Source organism: Pseudomonas sp. FBCC-B1667 (genome assembly GCF_059133255.1).
Genome location: NZ_CP101437.1, coordinates 6863313 through 6883274, shown reverse-complemented (window position 1 = coordinate 6883274; position 19962 = coordinate 6863313). Strand labels below are relative to the sequence as shown.

Genomic DNA, 19962 nt, shown 5'->3' with positions numbered 1-19962 from the left:
CCGCCCGGAGTAAGCTCGCTCCCCCACTGGATCTTCGGTGAAACGGTGGGCGCGAGTTTGCGCGCGATGGCTGCCCGGAAAGCGACACGGATCTCCAATCAGCCGTATGGAAACCTGTTATGCGTTGTCTGTTCTTCGCCTGTCTGTTGCTGGGTTCATTTCCTTCGTTTGCCCTGGATCGTTTTCAGGTCGAGGGCTATACGCTGCCCAATGGCCTGCAATTGCTGCTCAAGCCGGGCGCTGACCGCGGGCATGTGGCGATTCGTCTGGTGGTCGGCGTAGGCCTGGATGATTTCAGTTGCGACGACAAAGAACTGCCCCATCTGCTCGAACACTTGTTGTTCAGCGGCATCGACGCCACTGGTGAAGGGGGGCTGGAGGAGCGCATGCAGGCGCTGGGTGGTGAGTGGAACGCTTACACCAGCAACGCCGACACCACGTTCGTCATCGAAGCCCCGGCGAAAAACCAGCGCAAGGTCCTCGACCTGTTGCTGGCGCTGCTGACCCAGACCCGCATCGACGACAACGCTATCGACGCCGCCAAGCAAGTGGTCGAGCGCGAAGATGGCGGTCATTACACTCACCTGCAGCGTTGGCTGGATCGCCAGGACCTTGGTCACACGGCCAGTAATCAGCTGGCGGTGGAACTGGGCCTCAAATGCCCACAGCGCGCCGAAGTCGACCACCTGACCCGCGAACAATTGGAGAAGGTGCGCAAGCTCTGGTACGCGCCCAACAACATGACCCTGATCGTGGTCGGCGACCTCGACCGGTTGCTGCCAGCCTATCTGGAACGGGCTTGGGGCGAGTTGGTGGCGGTCGATCCGAGCGAACACTTGCCCCTTCCGGACATTCGCTCCAGTGCCGCCCACGAGCGCACGTTGAGCAGTGGATTCGTCGGCGATGGTGCCAAGTTGCACTGGCTGGTGCCGGAGCCGGTGCTGGAGGATGAGCACGACCAGACGTTCGACCTGCTCAAGGACTATCTGGACTGGGCGCTGTATCGCCAGATGCGTCTGGTCCATAGCCTGTCTTACGGGCCATCGGCGGAACGCGAGCTGTTTGGCGGTGTGGGTTTCGTGAGCCTGAACGCCGACCTTGAGCGCGACGATGTGCCGGAGGCCAAGCAGGTTCTTGAAGCGTTGAAAGCGCAGCTGCTCAAGGACGGTCTCGACGCCGACACCTTCAACCGTCTCAAGCAGGCGGCCATCGCGCGCCAGGCCTGGGCCGTGCAAGGCAATAGCGCGCTGGCGGATTATTACTGGAGCGCCCTTGGCGACTATGAGGACGGGCGCTTCGCTGACCCTGCGAGGGAACTGCAAGGCGTGACGCTGGAGGAAGCGAACAAGGCATTGCGTGAGTTGCTGCTGCAGCCCGGGTATTTGCGGATCGAGAAACCGGTGATGGGCGATGACCAAGTGATGTGGGTGATTGCCGGGGTGTTGGGACTGCTGATGTTCGGACTATTGGGCTGGCGTTTGCATCGCAGACAGTAGCGAGTCCCTGTGGGAGCCAAGGCTTTTGTGTTGAGGTGGGCTGGTGTGGCGAGGGGGCTTGCCCCCGTTGGGCTACGCAATAGCCCACTCCTGCTGCATCCACCGCATTTGGCGTGACGGGACGAAGGCAAGCCCCCTCGCCACAGGGGCCCACGGCGGGTAACCTGTCGAGGAAATTTCCTACGACGAATGTGAACCGCCGAATGCCGATCCTGACGCAATACGTCCAGCGCATCCTGGAATTGATGAAGCGCTATCCAGGGGTTATCGCGCTCGGTGGTTTCATCTCCGGTGTCGGCAGCTTCATCCTCGTGGATCGCCAACAAGGCCTGGCGACCTGGATCACCATCATCATGGTGCTCAGCTGGGTCTGGCTGATGCTGGAAAACAGCCTCACCCAGCTGTTCACCAAAATCTTCAAGCGCGAGATTCCCCAGCCGCTGCTGCGTTACGCCACGCAGATGATCCACCAGGAAAGCCTGTTCTTCGTTCTGCCGTTCTTTTTCATCACCACCACCTGGAACAGCGGCCAATTATTCTTTACCGGGCTGCTGAGCATTGCGGCGCTGATTTCCATCACCGATCCGCTCTACTACAAATGGCTGGCGCCCCGGCGCTGGGCGTTTCTGGCGTTGCATACCCTGACGCTGTTCGCGGCATTGCTGACCGCCCTGCCCGTCATCATGCACCTCACCACGTCCCAGAGTTTCAAACTGGCGCTGGGGATCGCCGTGCTGCTGTCGTTCCCGAGCCTGGCGTCGATCTTCCCGATCCGCACCGTGCGCAATGCGTTGGCGATCCTGAGTATCACGCTGGGCATCGGCGCGCTTGGTTGGGTTTTGCGTTCGTGGGTGCCGCCGGCGACGCTGTGGATGACCGACGTGGCGATCAGCACGCAAATGCAGGACCGCACCCCCGGCGAAAGTCTGGATGAAGTCACTGCCGAGCAGATTCGTGGCGGCGGACTGTATGCCTACACCGCGATCAACGCCCCGCGCGGTCTGGATGAGCGGATTTATCACGTGTGGCAGTTCAACGGCAAAGAGGTCGACCGCATCCCGCTGGATATCCATGGGGGACGCAAGGAAGGCTACCGCGCCTGGACCCACAAACAGAATTTCCCGGGCAACCCGTCGGGAAAATGGCAGGTCCGGGTATTGACCGAAGATGGCCAGGTCATCGGCGTGCTGCGCTTCATCGTCACGGACAGCACACCGACCAAAGAAAAGTAGCGCGGTTCATGCTATTACGTAGCTCTGTGTATTATCCGAACAAGCACGGAGCTTATGACCAGCAGCACAATGGCCGGCAATGCCCAACTGGACGCCTCTCACTCCCCTGCTCAACTGCGGGTTTCGGGTGACTGGACGCTTGCCCATTACGCCGATCTCAAGACCTTGTGCGAAAAGCTTCGCGGCCAGTACGACGACGACACCCACATCGATCTGAACAGCCTGGGCGCCCTCGACACCGCCGGTGCCTCGCTGCTGGTCGAGCTGTTGGGGACTGAGCGCCTCGGTCGATCCGCCGAACACCCCGGTTGCACGCTGACCGCCGCCGATCGCGCGTTGTTGCAGACCATTTACCGCTCAATGACCGATTTCTGTGTGCCGATCAAGGAACCGGAAATCAGCGTCAGTCTTCAATTGCTGACCCGCATTGGCCGCGCGGTGGACGCGGTCTGGCAGGACACCCTGCAACTGTTGGGCTTCGTCGGGCTGATTATCGAAACCATCGGCCGTGGTCTGTTTCAACCCAAGCGTTGGCGCATCACGCCGATGGTCGCGCACATCGAACAAACCGGTCTCGACGCTGCGCCCATCGTCGCCCTGCTGACCTTTTTGGTGGGCGCTGTGGTGGCGTTTCTCGGGGCGACGGTGTTGGCCAGTTTCGGCGCCACGGTGTTCACCGTGGACCTCGTGGCCTTTTCCTTCCTGCGCGAATTTGCGGTGTTGCTGACGGCGATCTTGATGGCCGGGCGCACCGCCAGCGCATTCACCGCGCAGATCGGCTCGATGAAGGCCAACGAAGAAATCGACGCCATCCGCACGTTGGGCCTCGACCCGATGGAATTGCTGGTGGTGCCGCGCGTCCTGGCCCTGCTGGTAGCGTTACCGATGCTGACTTTTCTGGCGATGCTCTCCGGGATTATTGGCGGCGGCGTGGTCTGTGCCGTGGCGCTGGATATTTCGCCGGCAATGTTCCTGTCGCTGCTGCAATCGGACATCGGCGTTCAGCATTTTCTGGTGGGGATCGTCAAAGCACCGATTTTCGCGTTCCTGATCGCCTCGATTGGCTGTCTTGAAGGGTTCAAAGTCAGCGGCAGCGCCGAGTCGGTCGGTGCGCACACCACGTCCAGCGTAGTCCAGTCGATTTTCGTAGTGATCGTGCTCGACGCCGTGGCAGCGCTGTTTTTCATGGAGATGGGCTGGTGAGTCGTATACCCCGAACGCCTTCCGAGGCGGTGATTGAAGTCCGTGGGCTGTGCAATCGCTTCGGCAGTCAAAGCGTGCACGAGCACCTCGACCTCGATTTGTACAAAGGTGAAATTCTCGCCGTGGTCGGCGGTTCCGGCAGCGGTAAGTCGGTGCTGCTGCGCAGCATTGTCGGCCTGCGTCGGCCCAATGAAGGGGATGTGAAGGTCTTCGGTCAAAACCTGCCGACCTTGTCCGAGCAGGAACGCTCGAAGGTTGAGCGGCGTTTCGGTGTGCTGTTCCAGCAAGGCGCCCTGTTCTCTTCGCTGACCGTGACTGAAAACGTTGCCCTGCCCTTGATCGAGCACGCTGGCCTTAGCCGTGACGACGCCGAGCATCTGGCGGCGGTCAAACTGGCGCTGGCCGGGCTGCCGCTGTCGGCCGCCGACAAGTACCCCGCTTCGCTGTCTGGCGGCATGATCAAGCGGGCGGCGCTGGCCCGTGCGCTGGCGCTGGACCCGGACATCCTGTTTCTCGACGAACCTACGGCCGGCCTCGACCCGATTGGCGCGGCGGCGTTCGATCAATTGATCCTGACCCTGCGCGATGCGCTGGGGCTGAGTGTTTTCCTGGTGACCCACGACCTCGACACGCTCTACACCATCACCGACCGGGTGGCGGTGTTGGCGCAGAAGAAAGTGTTGGTGGCGGACGCCATCGACAAGGTGTCGGAAACCGACGACGCGTGGATTCACGAATACTTCCATGGCCCTCGCGGCCGCGCGGCGCTGACGGCCGCTCAACAGTTGAACGAGGTCTGACATGGAAACCCGAGCCCATCATGTATTGATTGGCCTGTTCACCGTGATTGTGGTGGCGGGCGCCCTGCTCTTCGGCTTGTGGCTGGCCAAGTCCAGTGTCGACACCGAGTTCAAGGATTACGAAGTGGTCTTCAACGAGGCGGTCAGCGGCCTGTCCAAGGGCAGTTCGGTGCAGTACAGCGGGATCAAGGTCGGTGACGTGGTGACGCTGCGTCTGGACCCGAAAGACCCGCGCCGGGTGCTGGCGCGCATTCGTCTGGGCGGTGACACCCCGGTCAAGGAAGACACCCAGGCCAAACTGGCACTGACCGGCGTCACCGGGACTTCGATCATCCAGCTCAGCGGCGGCACTCCTCAGAGCCCGGCGCTCAAGGGCAAGGACGGCAACCTGCCGACCATCGTCGCATCACCCTCGCCCATCGCGCGCTTGCTCAATGACAGCAATGACCTGATGTCCGGGGTGAACACGCTGATGCAAAACGCCAATCTGTTGTTCTCCACGGAAAACGTCGAGCACATCAGTAAAACCCTGGAGCACTTGGAGCAAACCACCGGGACGATTGCCGATCAGCGCGGCGATATTCGTCAGGCGATGCAGCAACTGGCGTCGGTGGGCAAGCAAGCCAACAACATGCTGGAGCAGACCACGACGTTGATGCGCAATGCCAACGGCCTGCTCAATGATCATGGCAAGGACGCGTTGGGCAGCGCCGAGCAGGCGATGAAGTCACTGCAGCAGAGCACCGCGACGATCAACAAGTTGCTCGCCACCAACCAGGACTCGCTCAACAGCGGCATGCAGGGCCTGAATGGCCTGGCCCCAGCGGTGCGCGAACTGCGTGAAACTTTGACCTCGTTGCGCGCCATCTCTCAACGTCTGGAGGAAAACCCCAGCGGTTACCTGCTGGGCAGTGACAAGCACAAGGAATTCACGCCATGAAGCTGACTCGTATCGTCCTCCTCGCCGGCTTCACGTTGATCAGTTCCTGCTCGATCCTGCCCAAGCCCGAGCCGTTCGATGTGTATCGATTGCCGTCGGCCCAGAGCAACGTGTCGGCCAGTCATGGCGCGCCGCAGCGCTGGTCGCTGCGCCTGACCAAACTCCAGGCCAGCGACGCGCTGAATGGCCCGAACATCGCGGTGATTCCCCAAGGCAACGTGATCAGCAGTTACAAAGGCTCGCGCTGGAGCGATCCGGCGCCGGTGCTGCTGCGTAATCGCCTGCTCGACGGCTTCCAGCATGACGGCCGGGTGCCGCTGTTGAGCACCGATGACAGCATTTTTCAGGCGGATCTGGAACTGGGCGGTCATTTGCAGGCGTTCCAGACGGAGTATCAGGGCCCGACCGCCACTGTGGTCGTGAGTCTGGATGCCTTGCTGGTGCGTGGTTATGACCAGCGCATCCTCGCCAGCCGCCGCTTCGAAGTGCGCCAGCCATTGAGCGATGTGAACGTGCCCGCGGTGGTCGCCGGGTTTGGTCAGGCGAGCGACCAGTTGACGGCGCAAGTGGTGAACTGGGCGGTTGAGCAAGGGCAGAAAGTCGAGTTGCCCGCGAGACCTTAAACCCAACGCAAACCCAAATGTGGGAGCGGGCTTGCTCGCGAAAGCGGTGTGTCATTCAACGTTGATGTTGCCTGACACTACGCCTTCGCGAGCAAGCCCGCTCCCACAGGGGATATGTGGTTAGCCGAAGAACCAGTAGCACACCCCGATGGCGCCCAGTACGCCGGCCAGTTCTGCCAGCAACGCACACCCTACCGCATGCCGCGCGCGCTGGATGCCCACCGAACCAAAGTACACCGCCAACACATAGAACGTCGTTTCGGTACTGCCCTGGACCGTGGCCGCCACTAGCGCCGGGAAGCTGTCTACGCCGGACGTCTTCATGGTTTCAATCAGCATCGCCCGCGCGGCGCTGCCGGAGAACGGTTTGACCATCGCCGTCGGCAACGCGTCGACGAAGCGTGTGTCCCAACCGGCCCACTCCACCAGGTGCCGAATCCCGTCCAGGCCAAAGTCCAGTGCGCCGGACGCCCGCAATACGCCTACCGCGCAGAGCATCGCCACCAGGTACGGCAGCAGGTTCTTGGCCACGTCGAAGCCCTCTTTGGCACCTTCGACGAACGCTTCGTAGACCTTAACTTTGCGCAGCGCGCCGATGATCAGAAACAGCATGATCAGCCCGAACAGCGTCAGGTTGCCGAGGATCGATGACAGGCCGGCCAGCGCGGTGGCTGAGAGCGTCGCCAGCAGCGCCATGAAGCCACCGAGGGCGAGGGCCCCGGGAATCAGGTACGCCAGCACCACCGGGTCCCAGATGCGCAGGCGTTGCATGAACGCGACTGACAGGAAGCCGACGATGGTCGAGCAACTGGTGGCGAGCAGGATCGGCAGGAACACCAGCGTCGGGTCCGGCGCGCCTTGCTGGGCGCGGTACATGAAGATCGTCACCGGTAGCAGGGTCAGGGAGGAGGCGTTAAGCACCAGGAACAGGATCTGCGCGTTGCTGGCCACGGTGGCGCTGGGGTTGAGCTCCTGCAGGGCCTTCATTGCCTTGAGTCCGATCGGTGTGGCGGCGTTGTCCAGGCCCAGGCCGTTGGCGGCGAAGTTCAGGGTGATCAGGCCGATGGCGGGGTGACCGGGCGGCACTTCCGGCATCAGGCGCAGGAACAACGGGCCCAGCGCCTTGGCCAGCCATTCGACGATCCCGGCCTTCTCGGCGATGCGCAGAAAGCCCAGCCACAGGGTCAGGGTGCCGAACAGCAGGACCATGACTTCGACCGACAGCTTGGCCATGGCGAAAATACTCTCCACCATCGCCGCGAAGATCCCGGCGTTACCGCCGATCAGCCATTGCGCCAGCGCCGAAACGGCCGCCACGATGAAGAAGCCAAGCCACAGGCCATTAAGCATCAGTCAAATCCCCCGGAAGATGCGGCGAATGATAGCGGGGTGGCCAGAAACGACAAACCCCGGATTGCTCCGGGGTTTGTTTGTTCGGCTTGCGCCGGGCCTTTGTTGGCGTGAGCTGGCTCCGGGCGGCGATCCGACGATGAGGGCGGTACATCCAACATCTCTGTTGTTTGATACACCGCGATCGCGAGCAGGCTCACTCCTACAAGGTTTGCGTTAGTTCCTGGAAACTTCGCCAGCCGGCAGCTTTTCCTTGCTGCGCCAGTGCGGCAGGGAGTTCCAGTAGCGCTGACCCTTGGCGTCGTCGTACATGCCTTCCCAGCGCGAGATGACCAGCACGGCCAGTGCGTTACCGATCACGTTCAATGCGGTACGGGCCATGTCCATGATGCGGTCGACACCGGCGATGAATGCCAGGCCTTCCAATGGAATGCCGACGCTGCCCAACGTGGCCAGCAGCACCACGAAGGACACCCCCGGTACACCGGCGATGCCTTTGGAGGTGACCATCAAGGTCAGCACCAGCAGCAATTGCTGGCTGATCGACAGGTCGATGCCGTACAGCTGGGCAATGAAGATCGCCGCGATGCTCTGGTACAGGGTCGAACCGTCGAGGTTGAACGAGTAGCCGGTCGGCACCACGAAGCTGCAAATGGCTTTCGGCGCGCCGTAGGCTTCCATCTTCTCGATCACGCGCGGCAGCACGGTTTCGGAGCTGGCGGTGGAGTAGGCCAGCACCAGCTCATCCTTGAAGATGCGCATCAGCTTGATCACCGAGAAACCGAACATTTTGGCGATCAGCCCCAGCACCACAAAGGCAAAGAAGGCGATGGCGAAGTACACCAGCACCACCAGCTTGGCCAGCGGCAGCAGGGAAGCGAAGCCGAAGTTGGCCACGGTCACCGCGATCAGTGCGAATACGCCGATCGGGGCGTAGTTCATGATCATGTGAGTGACCTTGAACATGCTTTCCGAGACGCCCTGGAACATCTTCACCAGCGGCTCGCGCAGGTCCGATTGAAGGCTCGACAGACCGAGGCCGAACAACACGGAGAAGAAGATGATCGGCAGCATCTCGCCGCGGGCCATGGCCGCAAAGATGTTCGACGGGATCAGGTTAAGGATCGTTTCGATGAACGCGTGTTCATGCTGAACCTCGGCGGCAGTCGCCTGGTACTTGGAAATATCCACGGTACCCAGGGTGCTCATGTCGATGCCGGTGCCCGGATGGACCACGTTGGCCAACACCAGACCGACCAGAATGGCGATGGTGGTGACGATCTCGAAGTAGATGATGGTCTTCAGTCCGATGCGACCGAGTTTCTTGGCGTCACCAACGCCAGCGATGCCGACGACCAGTGAGGAGATCACGATCGGGATCACGATCATCTTGATCAGACGGATAAAGATATCGCCTGCCGGTTGCAGGACATTGCTGATCCACCAGGCTTTTTCGGCACTGAAATGGTTGAGCAGCGCACCGATTGCAATCCCCAATACCAGACCGATGAGGATCTGCCAGGCGAGGCTAAGCTTTGCCTTCTTCATATCATTACCCTTACTTGCGTTTGACTCAGGCAGACGCAGTCACTGGTTCGCTTGTGGCGAAAAGTGCGTGCATCTGCCCCCGTATAAGGAGCCCCGGAGCGCTTGTTAGTGGCTCTCTGGCAGGCGAAAAAAGGCGCAACTATTCCGATGCAAGGATGCGACGTCTAATGCCGTAAACGCCTACCCTATGCCGAATCGGCATGAGCTTTTCCAAATGAAACAGGCGTCCCAACCGGTTCGAATACGCCAATTCGGCAGCCATAAGTGCCGTTAACCGGCCATTTCAGAGGAGGTTGGTTGTTTTTGAAGCGGAGGATTCTGGGTTAAATCTTCAGATAAAACCTACGTTTAGCTGCGCAAAATCGTCGCTGTATTCGGTAGGCTTCTCGATATACGGTCGCGAAGAAACACCGCGAAATGTATTTGCGGTGGATGTATCGCAACTGGCATACGGATAAGTGAGCGGTCCGCTCTGAAAGAATGTCTGGCGAAGGAAGCTCTCCGCAAATTCGCCGAGCCCCTGATGGCCCGGCGAACTTGCGTCGCAGCTTTTGCCTGACCCGGCCCTTGCGCAGGCACTCCCTGTACCCGTAGGTCACTCCGACCCTGTAACAGTCAGAACGTCCCGGCCCCATGGTCATGCGTCTACCTTCCTCGGGTAGCGCAGTAGAGAGAAGCAGGGTGCTTCTCTCATGTGACAAATTCAGTACCAGTTCGGATCTTTTTTAAGCTGCTCCATCAACAGGTCCTGCATGCTCTGGTCCGGTTTACCCAGGAAGCGGTACGTGGCATGTCGTGTGGGCGACTTGTCGGCCGGCAGTCCTTCGGGCACTTCGACCAGCATGGCGTAGGCATCTTCCTTGTCGAAACTGAAAGCCACGATCAAGCGCTCGTTCAGGCAGGTGGGCTGTGATTCACACAGCGGTCCGACCAGATACTTGTGGCCATCCTCCTCAACAGCAGTCATTTGCTCGGCGTCGCCGGACAGGTTCATCACCCATTCCGGCAGGCGTTCTTCCTTCCTCACCACGCCTTGCCACGTTTCACGGTATTGCGGGTCGGTGGTGAGTAACTCGTTGGCCCGCGTTTGGCCATCATTGGCCGCCATTGCCATGGCACTACCGCCCAAAAGCAGGGCGGCTGCCAGTGTCTTGTACGAAACGCTCATGTTCAGCCTCGGCCGCGACGGCCAAAGAAGAAGGAGGCAATGAACATCACCAGGAATACGACAAAGAGAATTTTGGCGATACCCGTGGCGGTGCCCGCGATACCACCGAAGCCCAATACTGCAGCGATGATGGCAATGATCAAGAAGGTGATTGCCCAGCTCAACATGGTGATTCTCCTTACGCTTCATTATTTAGGGGGTAGCTTGTGGTGCTTGTCCCGGCGCAGAGATCACGCCAAGTTAGTTTAGAAAACCCAACGCTCCTGTCTTGGCCTCTCGTCCAAGGGCTGCGCCTGGTCGACGTCCATCATCCGCATTGGGGTGAGATCGGCCTCGATGTTGCTGGCAGCGCTGAAATGGGTTTGGGCTGCATGGTGAATCGATACGTGCGGCGCTTCTGGCTGTTGGCTCTGCTCCCAGCGCAGGAACTGTTGGCCGGCGATCAATGTGATCAGCAAGGCCAGAACAGCAAACAATCCTTGCTGGATATGCAGTGGCGAGATTCGCAGTTGGGCGGCACGGTAGCGATTCATCCTGAAGCTCCTCCCACGTTGGTGGTGATCTTGTGAGTCGGCATACATAAATGCCCTTATTACCTAGACCATTGCAGCCTGCATGCCAGCTTTTTTATATGAATAAAAGCCAATAAAATCAATAGGTTAGCCAGAGCATGAAAATCGTTTGCGACGCATCCTGCACGATGGCCTCTCCAGGGTCGTGCGAAATGCACGATGGATTCGCCAGCACTTTGAATATTATTGAATTGAGCGACGGGGGCAGATGTCAGAAAGGGAGGCAGGTAACCGCCAAAAAACCGGTTTTTTGATAAAAAACCATAAAAATCAGCTCATTAGGCAGGTAAGCCTCAGATAGCTACCCTGCGAGCGCTGGAATGGATCAGAATCGACCATGCAACTTGCCCGATTTATCCGGGACTAACCAAGATCAATCATCAAAGGAGGGCGGGAACATGGAATCAGCCACGGTGCATCAAGGCCGCATTCTGTTGGTAGACGATGAGTCCGCTATCCTGCGAACCTTCCGCTATTGCCTCGAAGACGAAGGCTATAGCGTTTCCACCGCGAACAGCGCGGCGCAGGCCGATGCCTTGTTGCAGCGTCAGGTCTTCGATCTGTGTTTTCTGGATTTGCGCCTGGGTGAGGACAACGGTCTGGATGTGCTGGCGCAGATGCGTATACAAGCGCCCTGGATGCGAGTGGTGATCGTCACCGCGCACTCGGCCGTGGACACCGCAGTCGATGCGATTCAGGCGGGTGCTGCCGATTACCTCGTCAAACCGTGCAGCCCGGATCAATTGCGCCTGGCCACCGCCAAACAGTTGGAAGTGCGGCAACTGTCCGCTCGCCTGGAAGCGCTTGAAGGTGAAGTGCGTAAACCCAAGGATGGCCTGGACTCCCACAGCCCGGCGATGAAAGTGGTACTTGAAACTGCCCGCCAAGTGGCCGGGACTGATGCCAACATTCTTATCCTGGGTGAGTCTGGTACCGGTAAAGGTGAGCTGTCTCAGGCCATTCACGGTTGGAGCAAGCGTCAGAAGAAGTCCTGCGTCACGATCAACTGCCCGTCGCTGACCGCCGAACTCATGGAAAGTGAACTGTTCGGTCACAGCCGTGGCGCTTTCACCGGTGCCAGCGAAAGCACACTGGGGCGAGTCAATCAGGCCGACGGCGGCACGCTGTTTCTTGACGAGATCGGCGATTTTCCGCTGACATTGCAACCCAAGTTGTTGCGGTTCATTCAAGACAAGGAATACGAGCGGGTGGGGGATCCCGTGACCCGCCGCGCCGATGTTCGCATTCTCGCGGCGACTAACCTGAACCTTGAAGACATGGTGCGTGACGGTCGCTTCCGCGAAGACTTGCTCTATCGCCTGAACGTCATCACGTTGCACCTGCCACCACTGCGCGAACGCCGCGAAGACATCCTGAACCTGGCCGACCGTTTCCTCGCTCGTTTCGTCAAGGAGTACGCACGCCCGGCCCGGGCCTTCAGCGATGAGGCCCGCGAGGCGCTGCTGGGTTATCGCTGGCCCGGCAATATTCGCGAATTGCGTAACGTAGTGGAGCGGGCGAGCATTATCTGCCCACAGGAACGGGTCGAGATCAGCCACTTGGGCATGGCCGAAACCCCGGTTAACAGCGCGCCGCGCATTGGCGCGGCGTTGAGCCTGGATGAATTGGAAAAAGCCCACATCGGTGCAGTACTTGCCACGGCGGATACGCTGGATCAAGCGGCCAAGACCTTGGGCATTGATGCCTCTACCCTGTACCGCAAACGCAAGCAATACAACTTGTGAGCTGGCTCCGATGAAACTGGCGATGAAGCTGCGTACTCGGCTGTTTCTGAGTATCTCCGCACTGATCACCGTGGCGCTGCTCGGGCTCATGCTCGGGCTGGTCAGCGTGATGCAGATGGCCGGGTCCCAGGAGGCGCTCGTTCGCAATAACTTCGTCACGCTCGATCTGGGATTGAAATTACGCCAGACCCTCGGCGATCAATTGATGATCATGGCCAACGAAAAACCCGACCCAGTCAAGTTCGAGGCGGCCAGGCAACGCTACGTGCAGTTGCTCGATGAGGGCATCGCCCTCGAGCAAGCCGGTAATGGTGGGCAGTACGGGTTCAAACAGGCCAAGGTTGATTATCTAGAGTTTCTTCAGGCCTACGCTCAGGCCGCTGAGCCCACCAAGGTACTGAGTGGCAGCGAAGCCCTCACGGAAAAATTCAATACCTTGCGCAACGGTCTGCTCTCAGAGCACAAGCGTGCGCTGGATGACATCAGCATCACCGAACGTCAGTCCCGGGAGCGCGCGTTGCTGGTAGCTGGCCTGCTGGGTCTGGTGGGATTGGCGGTGCTGATCATCGGCTTCGTGACGGCCCACGCGATTGCCCGACGTTTTGGCGGACCGATCGAGGCCTTGGCCCAGGCCGCCGATAATATTGGCCAAGGCAATTTCGAGGTGACCCTGCCGGTGTCCTCCGCCGTGGAACTGAACCTGCTGACCAAGCGCTTCGGGATCATGGCCGAGGCATTGCGTCAGCATCAGGCCACCAACATCGATGAGCTGCTCGCCGGTCAACAACGGCTGCAAGCGGTGCTCGACAGTATCGACGATGGGCTATTGATGATCGATCGCGACGGCCATCTCGAACACCTCAATCCAGTGGCGCAGCGTCAGTTGGGTTGGGACACCGATCGGCTCGGCCAAGGGCTCGGCGCGGCGCTTGAGCGTCCCGAGCTGGATGAACAGCTGAATCTGGTGCTACGGGGCGGCACGCTGGAGCGTGCGCCGGAAGACTTGAGTATCGAGGTCGACGGCGAATCGAGGCTGCTGACTTACAGCCTGACGCCGGTCAGCCATACCCAGGGCCATATCCTCGGCGCGGTGATGGTGTTGCATGACGTGACCGAACAGCGGGCGTTCGAACGGGTGCGCAGCGAGTTTGTCTTACGCGCTTCCCATGAATTGCGCACGCCGGTGACCGGCATGCACATGGCTTTCGGTCTGTTTCGAGAGCGGGCGAAATTTCCACAGGACTCTCGCGAAGCCGACCTGCTGGATACGGTTAATGAAGAAATGCAGCGCCTGATGCAGTTGATCAACGACCTGCTGAACTTCTCTCGCTACCAGAACGGCTTGCAGAAACTGACCCTGGCCCCATGCTCCATCGAGGAACTCTTGGCGCAGGCCCATGCCCGCTTTGCCGAGGCGGCGACTGAGCAGGGCATCGAATTGCGCTTAGAGGTGCAAGGGCCGTTGCCCCGATTGCAGGCCGATCAACCGCAGCTGGACCGGGTGCTCGACAACCTGATCGACAACGCTTTGCGCCATACCGCACGGGAAGGCCTGATCCGGTTGCAGGCCCGGCGCCATGGCGAGCGGGTGATTATCAGTGTCGAGGACAACGGCGAGGGAATTGCCTACGGCCAGCAAGGGCGAATCTTCGAACCCTTTGTCCAGGTCGGCCGCAAGAAGGGCGGCGCGGGACTTGGTCTGGCGCTGTGCAAGGAAATCGTGCAGCTGCACGGCGGACGGATGGGCGTTTATTCGCGGCCGGGGCAGGGTACTCAGTTCTACATGGCGCTGGCGGTGTAAGGCGTTTTCACGCCTCGTCATCCAGGCGCCGGCCTTTCATTCGTCGGCCGCGGGTAATCAGTTCGATGAACTGCACGGAGCTCAAGGCATGCGCGAACAGCCAGCCTTGACCGAACTTCACCCCTTCACTGCTTAAAAACGCTGCCTGCGCTTCATGCTCGATGCCCTCGGCAATCACTTTGAGTTGCAGCGCTTGAGCCATGTGGATGATGTGCGGTGCCACGCCACTGCTGGCGGCATCATGCCCCAGTGCGTCGATAAACGCCTTGTCGATCTTCAGGCAGTCGACCGGCAGGGTTTGCAGGTAGGCGAGGCTGCAATAGCCGGTGCCAAAGTCATCGATCAGCACTTGATGCCCGACATCGCGTAACGCTTGCAGGTTTTCCCTGGCCACCACCACATCGATCAATCCCCGTTCGGTCACCTCAAAGGCAATTTGTTTGGCCGCGACGCGGTGCAGCGTCAGCAGGCGGGCCATCACTTGGCCGATACGCGGCACCATTACATCGCACGCTGCCAGGTTGACCGAGATGTACAACTGAGGATTGGCGCGTAGCAGTTGCCCCAATTGTTCGAGCAAGCGCTGCAGGACGAAATCGGTCATCTGGCGGATCTGGCCAGTGTTTTCTGCCATTGGAATAAACAGGTCGGGGCTGGTCAGCGTGCCATCAGGCCTTCGCCAGCGCAGTAACGCTTCGGCACCCACGCAATTGCGACTGTCGAGATCGAAAATCGGTTGATACAACACCTGCAACTCTCCACGTCGTATGGCGCCATGCAACTCGGCATCCAGTGACTGCCGCTGGCGAACCAGAAGAAACACCAGAAATCCGACAATGATGCCCAGCACCAGACTGGCCGGAAGCAGCCACCACCAAACCGCTGGCACGTGCATGCCAGTGCGCGGCGTGATTAATACCAATTGGTATTCCGGGTTGTTGGTCGGCATGCGGTAAATCAACCGGCTTTGCGTGACTTGCAGTGCGTCGCGGCTTTTGGGGGCCCAGGATTCCGTCGGTGGCCAGACTTGGGCGGCGCCCAGTACGGGAATGGCGCGAGTGCCGTGGTCCAGCACCACCAGCAGGCTGCTTCCGGGCGTCAGGTCGACCATGTCCGTCAAATGCCCTCGAGACGTCGCCACCCGGAAATTGCCTCTGCCGAGCATCAGGGCAGCGCGGTTTTCATCCGGTTCTGTGGTGGTGTTCAGCCAGTAGCTGTAGGTGGGGCCTCGAATGTCGGGCGGGCGCAGCAGCGAAAGTCCTTCCTGGCGAGGACGATTGGAGCACAGGCGTGATGCATCGATGTAGGCCGCTTCGTAAACGAAGCGGTAGTTGAAGCTGACCTGTTGCAACGTGGCGATCATTTCGGCATCGCAGCCTCGAAGCGGTTGGGCTTCGAGGTCGTCCAGGCTTTCGCGCAGTTGGCCGAACAGCTGTTCCAGGCGGGCTAGAAAGCGCTCGCCTTGAGCATTCATCTCCCCGCTTTCGTTCTGTTCAACCTGGTGCATCGCGACGAACAGGCTGCCGGTCATCAATAGAGTTGCGCTGAGGGCAGCAGCCAGTATCGCCAGAAACCAGGGGCGATAGAACCAGCTACGGAGGGTCTCTCGTGCGGCAGCCATTATTGATATCCGAAGAATTACCAATGAGTTATAGCTGCTGATTGAGAAAAAGCTCTTACTGTCGGACGGGTGTCATTATTTTGTCTGATTCAGGACCTGCAGGATCGCAGCGGTTTCTGCATCCGGCGTGCCGTCGAATCGGGCAGGGCGGAAGTGCATCTGAAAAGCCGCCAACACATGACGCGTCGCTACGTCCAGCTCACCGGTTTGTGGCGTGGCGTAACCCAGTCGTGCCAGTTGCCCCTGAAACCAGCTGATGCTCGGCAGTTGTATCGCGAATTGGGCCTGCTGGCGCGCCACGGCCTGCTCGTTGGGCCAGACACCCAGTCCTTCGGCGGCCAGGCGTTTCCAGGGGAACAGCGGACCGGGATCGAGTTTGCGCAACGGCGCGATATCGCTATGGCCGATGATCGCGTGTGGATTGATGTTGTAGCGCTTGCTGATGTCCTTGAGCAGGACGATCAACGATTTCACCTGGTCTTCGCTATAGGGATACCAGAGGCGCCCGGTGGGGGTGTCTTTGAAGCCTGGGTTGACGATTTCGATGCCGATGGAGCTGGAGTTCAACCAGGTCCGGCCTTGCCATTCGCTTTCGCCCGCGTGCCAGGCGCGAAAATTTTCGTCCATCAGCTTATAGATAGTGGCGCCCTTGTCGTCGCCAATCAGGTAATGACTGCTGACTTCGCCGTGGGTCAGCAGTTGCAGCGAGCGCTCGAGCGAGGCATTGGTGTAATGCACCACCACGAACTGGATGCGGCTGTCGTAGTTGGCCGAGGGGTGGCTGGTGTCGATACGCGGGCCGCTGGAACAAGCGGCCAACAGCAGCAGTGACACGATGAGAGCAAGATATTTCATGGCAGGAGACGTACACGCAAGACAGTAATGCAACAGTGTAACGTACTGTCTTGCGTGCCGACGGCAAATGGCCGGTTTTAAACAAAATGGAACAATTGGCCGTCAGCCAGCTTCCACCCGATTGCGCCCGGCATGCTTGGCGCGATACAACGCCTGATCGGCTCTTTTCAGCGTCATATCGCTATGTTCGCCGGGTTTGAACGCGGTAAAGCCCATGGAAATGGTGATGATGACCCGTTCACCTTTAAAGTGGAAAGGGCAGGCTTCGATTGCCGCGCGCAACGTTTCCAGTAGTTTTTCACCGACTGCCGGCACCGTGCCGGGCATCAGGAGCACAAATTCCTCACCGCCAAATCGCGCGATGAAATCCGTCCCCCGCAGGCGCTTGCGCAACACATTGGCAATGATTTTCAGTACCTTGTCGCCCGCCAGATGGCCGTAGTTATCGTTGATGCTTTTGAAGTGATCGAGGTCCAGCATGGCCAGCAACAGCGTATTGCCGTGCCGCTGCCATTGACCGATTTCGTGATCCAGGCGTTCGCTCCAGGCGGCGCGATTGGCCAGGCCGGTGAGAGGATCAATCAGTGCTTTCTGGCGTTGTTCTTCAAGATGTTCACGGTAGCCCAGCGCCTCTTGCTCCATATGCGCCACCCGTTCGGCCAAACTGTAAAGGCGTGCCGCCACTTCCTGCTCACGCTCATCGCGCTGCTTCTGGTGGTGATCCATGGTGCCGAGCAGACCTTCCAGGTGGTTCTCCAGAACGACTTTCAGGTCTTCCAGGTTTGCAGCTTCTTGCACGCTGCTTTGCAGGCCGTCGACCTGTTCGCGGATCTGCGTATCCATCTGGCGCGCCGCAGAACGGCTGTCGGCGTGGCCTTCGCTGGCCGCCTGCAAATTATTCTGGAAGGACTCAAGGCGTTCATTGAGTTGCTGAAGATAGACTTCGAATTCATGCTGGCCGCTGTCATTGATCGCCAGCATCAAGGTCGCCAGATCGTCGAGTATCGGGATCAATTCGTACCAGTTCAGACCATTTTGCAGGCGATCGCGCATCGCTTCGGCTTGCGGGCGGTGACGTTCCGGTAATGTCAGGTCATCGAGCAGGCCCAGCAAGGTGTCTTCGATGTGCTTGGCGACGGAGCTATAGGACGGCTCTGGCGAGTCGGGCAAGGCGTAGAAGATGTCCTCGTGTTCGGTTTGCTCCGGATCAATAGGCGTCGATGACCGGGTCAGTTCATCAGGATTGATGGCTGGTTGAACCGGAGTGGCTGGCGAAAGAATCGGAAGGGCGGGCGCTTCCAGGTGTTCACCGTTCGGCGGTGTTGGTGATTTTGGCGCGGGCACAGGGACGATGTCGGGCTGAAGTACAGGCGGGACAAACGCTACCACCTCCGGAGCGGGCGCCGGTGCGTGAGTCTCTAGAGGTTCAGGGGTGACCGCCGTGGGATGGATGCTGTGCGCCGCTGGCGGTGCGACTGGCAGCTCGTCCTCTTCCTCATCGGCGTCATCCGTGTGCGCCATCTCGACAACCCGTTCCACAGCCTGTGCAGCCGATGCGTGAACGACAGGAGCGACGACCTGCGGCACTTCCTCATCCGTTTCGTGGCCACCGAACAGTCTCTGCAGAAAACCGGGCCGCCCAGGCTCGACGGGGTTCTCCAGTTGCCTCAAGGCTTTGCCTTGCAGGCTACTCAGTTCGCTGAGCAGAAGCGGAATCTCACGGGCCTGACTGACTCGTCCATCGAGCTTTTTGGCAAAGCTCTTGAGCGGCCGGCTGACTTCCCGAGGCAGCGGCAACGATTGCAGCTGGGCGACCAGCGCAGTCAGTGCTGCGCTGGTTTGATTGACACGGGTTTCACGGCGCTGTTCGGAATCGAGCACGGCTTTTTCGAGTCGCGGCAGCAGGGCTGCCAAGCCGGCATCCATGTCATCGGTGCGCACGACTTCGCGCATCTCTTTCATGCATTGGTCGACAGCGCGGTCGGTGCCCTCCGCCGCCAGCGTACTGCGCACCAGCCCACGGCGCAGCAGGTCGAGCCGTGCATCCCAGCGACGCTCAAGCTTTTCCTGTTGTTCGATGCTTTTGAGGTATTTCTCTTTCCAGCGCTGTGTTTCGTCGCTCATTCATGGGATCCGCGAAGGGCAGGACTCAACGCGGGCAATGCATCAGCCGTGAGCGAACCCGGCAGACGAATCTCTACCGCGACCGGCAGGTGATCGGAAATGGGCTGCGCCAGCACTTCGACCTTTTCGAGGGTCAGTGTCGGGCTCAGCAGAATGTGATCCAGACAGCGCTGCGGGCGCCAGCTGGGAAAGGTCGCTTCCAGTTGCGGCGCGAGCAGGCCGAGGTCACGCAACGGAGAGTTTTGCAGCAAATCACTGGCATGGGTGTTCATGTCGCCCATCAGTACCTGGTGTTTATAGCCGCCGATCAATTCGCGGATGTAGGCCAGTTGCAGGCTGCGCACGCGAGCGCCCAGCGCCAGGTGCATCATGACCACTACCAGCGCCTCCGGACCTTCGCCAAAGCGCACCAGAATCGCCCCGCGGCCCTTGGGCCCTGGCAGCGGGTGATCTTCAATCGCCCACGGACGCAGGCGGCTGAGCACGCCATTGCTGTGCTGGCCGAGTCGTCCGAGGTTGCGGTTGAGTTGTTGATACCAGTAGGGGAAGGCACCGAGTTGCGCCAGGTGCTCGACCTGATTGACGTAGCCTGAGCGCAAGCTGCCGCCATCGGCTTCTTGAAGGGCGACCAAGTCGAAGTCGCCCAGCAGGTTGCCGATTTTTTGCAGATTGTCGGCACGGCCGGAGTGCGGCAACAAGTGTTGCCAGCCCCGGGTGAGGTAGTGCCGATACCGCTCGGTACTGATGCCGACCTGGATATTAAAACTGAGCAAGCGCAGACGACTGTCTGCGGGCAGGCCCGTGGATTCCAGGTGATGTTCGTTGACCCTTGGATCATGCAGGCCAACAACGCGGTCAGTTCCCCAGCGGCGCATGGTAGTGCT

17 protein-coding genes are annotated in these 19962 nt (G+C 59.8%); 8 read left to right on the top strand and 9 right to left on the bottom strand.

The genetic code is table 11. The features are described from left to right. Window positions 1-119: 119 nt before the first annotated feature. The 6 genes from NL116_RS31810 to NL116_RS31785 all read left to right on the top strand — a co-directional run bounded on the left by NL116_RS31810 (window position 120) and on the right by NL116_RS31785 (window position 6294). Entirely contained in the window at window positions 120-1496 is a 1377-nt protein-coding gene (locus NL116_RS31810) for a M16 family metallopeptidase (RefSeq protein WP_494375483.1), read from the top strand. A 203-nt stretch (window positions 1497-1699) separates the two neighbouring features. Beyond that, window positions 1700-2728: a DUF5924 family protein gene (locus NL116_RS31805; protein WP_494375482.1), complete on the top strand. Its 1029-nt coding sequence runs from the start codon at window positions 1700-1702 to the stop codon at window positions 2726-2728. Between the two features lie 54 nt (window positions 2729-2782). Beyond that, a complete protein-coding gene (locus tag NL116_RS31800; protein WP_494375481.1) occupies window positions 2783-3931 on the top strand; it encodes an ABC transporter permease in 1149 nt (382 codons plus the stop codon). After that, a complete protein-coding gene (locus NL116_RS31795) occupies window positions 3928-4731 on the top strand; it encodes an ABC transporter ATP-binding protein (protein ID WP_494375480.1) in 804 nt (267 codons plus the stop codon). Before NL116_RS31800 ends, NL116_RS31795 begins: the two co-directional genes overlap by 4 nt. Before the next feature lies 1 nt (window position 4732). After that, entirely contained in the window at window positions 4733-5671 is a 939-nt protein-coding gene (locus NL116_RS31790) for an MlaD family protein (protein ID WP_494375479.1), read from the top strand. Continuing rightward, window positions 5668-6294 carry an ABC-type transport auxiliary lipoprotein family protein gene (locus NL116_RS31785; protein WP_494375478.1) on the top strand — a complete coding sequence of 209 codons (627 nt, stop codon included), beginning with the start codon at window positions 5668-5670 and terminating at the stop codon, window positions 6292-6294. Before NL116_RS31790 ends, NL116_RS31785 begins: the two co-directional genes overlap by 4 nt. Window positions 6295-6414: 120 nt before the next feature. Here the strand turns inward: NL116_RS31785 and NL116_RS31780 are convergent, their stop codons facing one another. The 5 genes from NL116_RS31780 to NL116_RS31760 form a co-directional block, all read right to left on the bottom strand. Continuing rightward, window positions 6415-7644: a nucleoside recognition domain-containing protein gene (locus NL116_RS31780; protein WP_494375477.1), complete on the bottom strand. Its 1230-nt coding sequence runs from the start codon at window positions 7642-7644 to the stop codon at window positions 6415-6417. A 216-nt stretch (window positions 7645-7860) separates the two neighbouring features. Next, window positions 7861-9192, bottom strand: a complete 1332-nt coding sequence (gltP, locus tag NL116_RS31775) for a glutamate/aspartate:proton symporter GltP (protein WP_494375476.1) — start codon at window positions 9190-9192, stop codon at window positions 7861-7863. Between the two features lie 703 nt (window positions 9193-9895). Further along, window positions 9896-10360: an inhibitor of vertebrate lysozyme family protein gene (locus NL116_RS31770; RefSeq protein WP_494375475.1), complete on the bottom strand. Its 465-nt coding sequence runs from the start codon at window positions 10358-10360 to the stop codon at window positions 9896-9898. A 2-nt stretch (window positions 10361-10362) separates the two neighbouring features. Continuing rightward, window positions 10363-10527 carry a DUF1328 domain-containing protein gene (locus NL116_RS31765; protein ID WP_003177151.1) on the bottom strand — a complete coding sequence of 55 codons (165 nt, stop codon included), beginning with the start codon at window positions 10525-10527 and terminating at the stop codon, window positions 10363-10365. Between the two features lie 78 nt (window positions 10528-10605). Beyond that, window positions 10606-10893 carry a hypothetical protein gene (locus NL116_RS31760; protein WP_494375474.1) on the bottom strand — a complete coding sequence of 96 codons (288 nt, stop codon included), beginning with the start codon at window positions 10891-10893 and terminating at the stop codon, window positions 10606-10608. A 437-nt stretch (window positions 10894-11330) separates the two neighbouring features. Here NL116_RS31760 and algB point away from each other — a divergent pair, with 437 nt between their 5' ends. Beyond that, window positions 11331-12677 (top strand): sigma-54-dependent response regulator transcription factor AlgB, encoded by a 1347-nt coding sequence (gene algB / locus NL116_RS31755; RefSeq protein WP_494375473.1) that lies wholly within the window; start codon window positions 11331-11333, stop codon window positions 12675-12677. Window positions 12678-12687: 10 nt separating this feature from the next. Beyond that, complete coding sequence (locus NL116_RS31750; RefSeq protein ID WP_494375472.1) at window positions 12688-14478, top strand: ATP-binding protein; 1791 nt, start codon at window positions 12688-12690, stop codon at window positions 14476-14478. Between the two features lie 7 nt (window positions 14479-14485). Here NL116_RS31750 and NL116_RS31745 read toward each other — a convergent pair whose 3' ends face one another. The 4 genes from NL116_RS31745 to NL116_RS31730 form a co-directional block, all read right to left on the bottom strand. Then, window positions 14486-16099 (bottom strand): EAL domain-containing protein, encoded by a 1614-nt coding sequence (locus tag NL116_RS31745; RefSeq protein WP_494375471.1) that lies wholly within the window; start codon window positions 16097-16099, stop codon window positions 14486-14488. Between the two features lie 75 nt (window positions 16100-16174). Continuing rightward, a complete protein-coding gene (locus tag NL116_RS31740) occupies window positions 16175-16954 on the bottom strand; it encodes an N-acetylmuramoyl-L-alanine amidase (RefSeq protein ID WP_494375470.1) in 780 nt (259 codons plus the stop codon). A gap of 102 nt (window positions 16955-17056) precedes the next feature. Beyond that, window positions 17057-19078 carry a diguanylate cyclase gene (locus tag NL116_RS31735; protein WP_494375469.1) on the bottom strand — a complete coding sequence of 674 codons (2022 nt, stop codon included), beginning with the start codon at window positions 19076-19078 and terminating at the stop codon, window positions 17057-17059. Continuing rightward, a complete protein-coding gene (locus NL116_RS31730) occupies window positions 19075-19953 on the bottom strand; it encodes an endonuclease/exonuclease/phosphatase family protein (RefSeq protein ID WP_494375468.1) in 879 nt (292 codons plus the stop codon). The genes NL116_RS31735 and NL116_RS31730 overlap by 4 nt, the downstream gene beginning before the upstream one ends. Window positions 19954-19962: the final 9 nt, after the last annotated feature.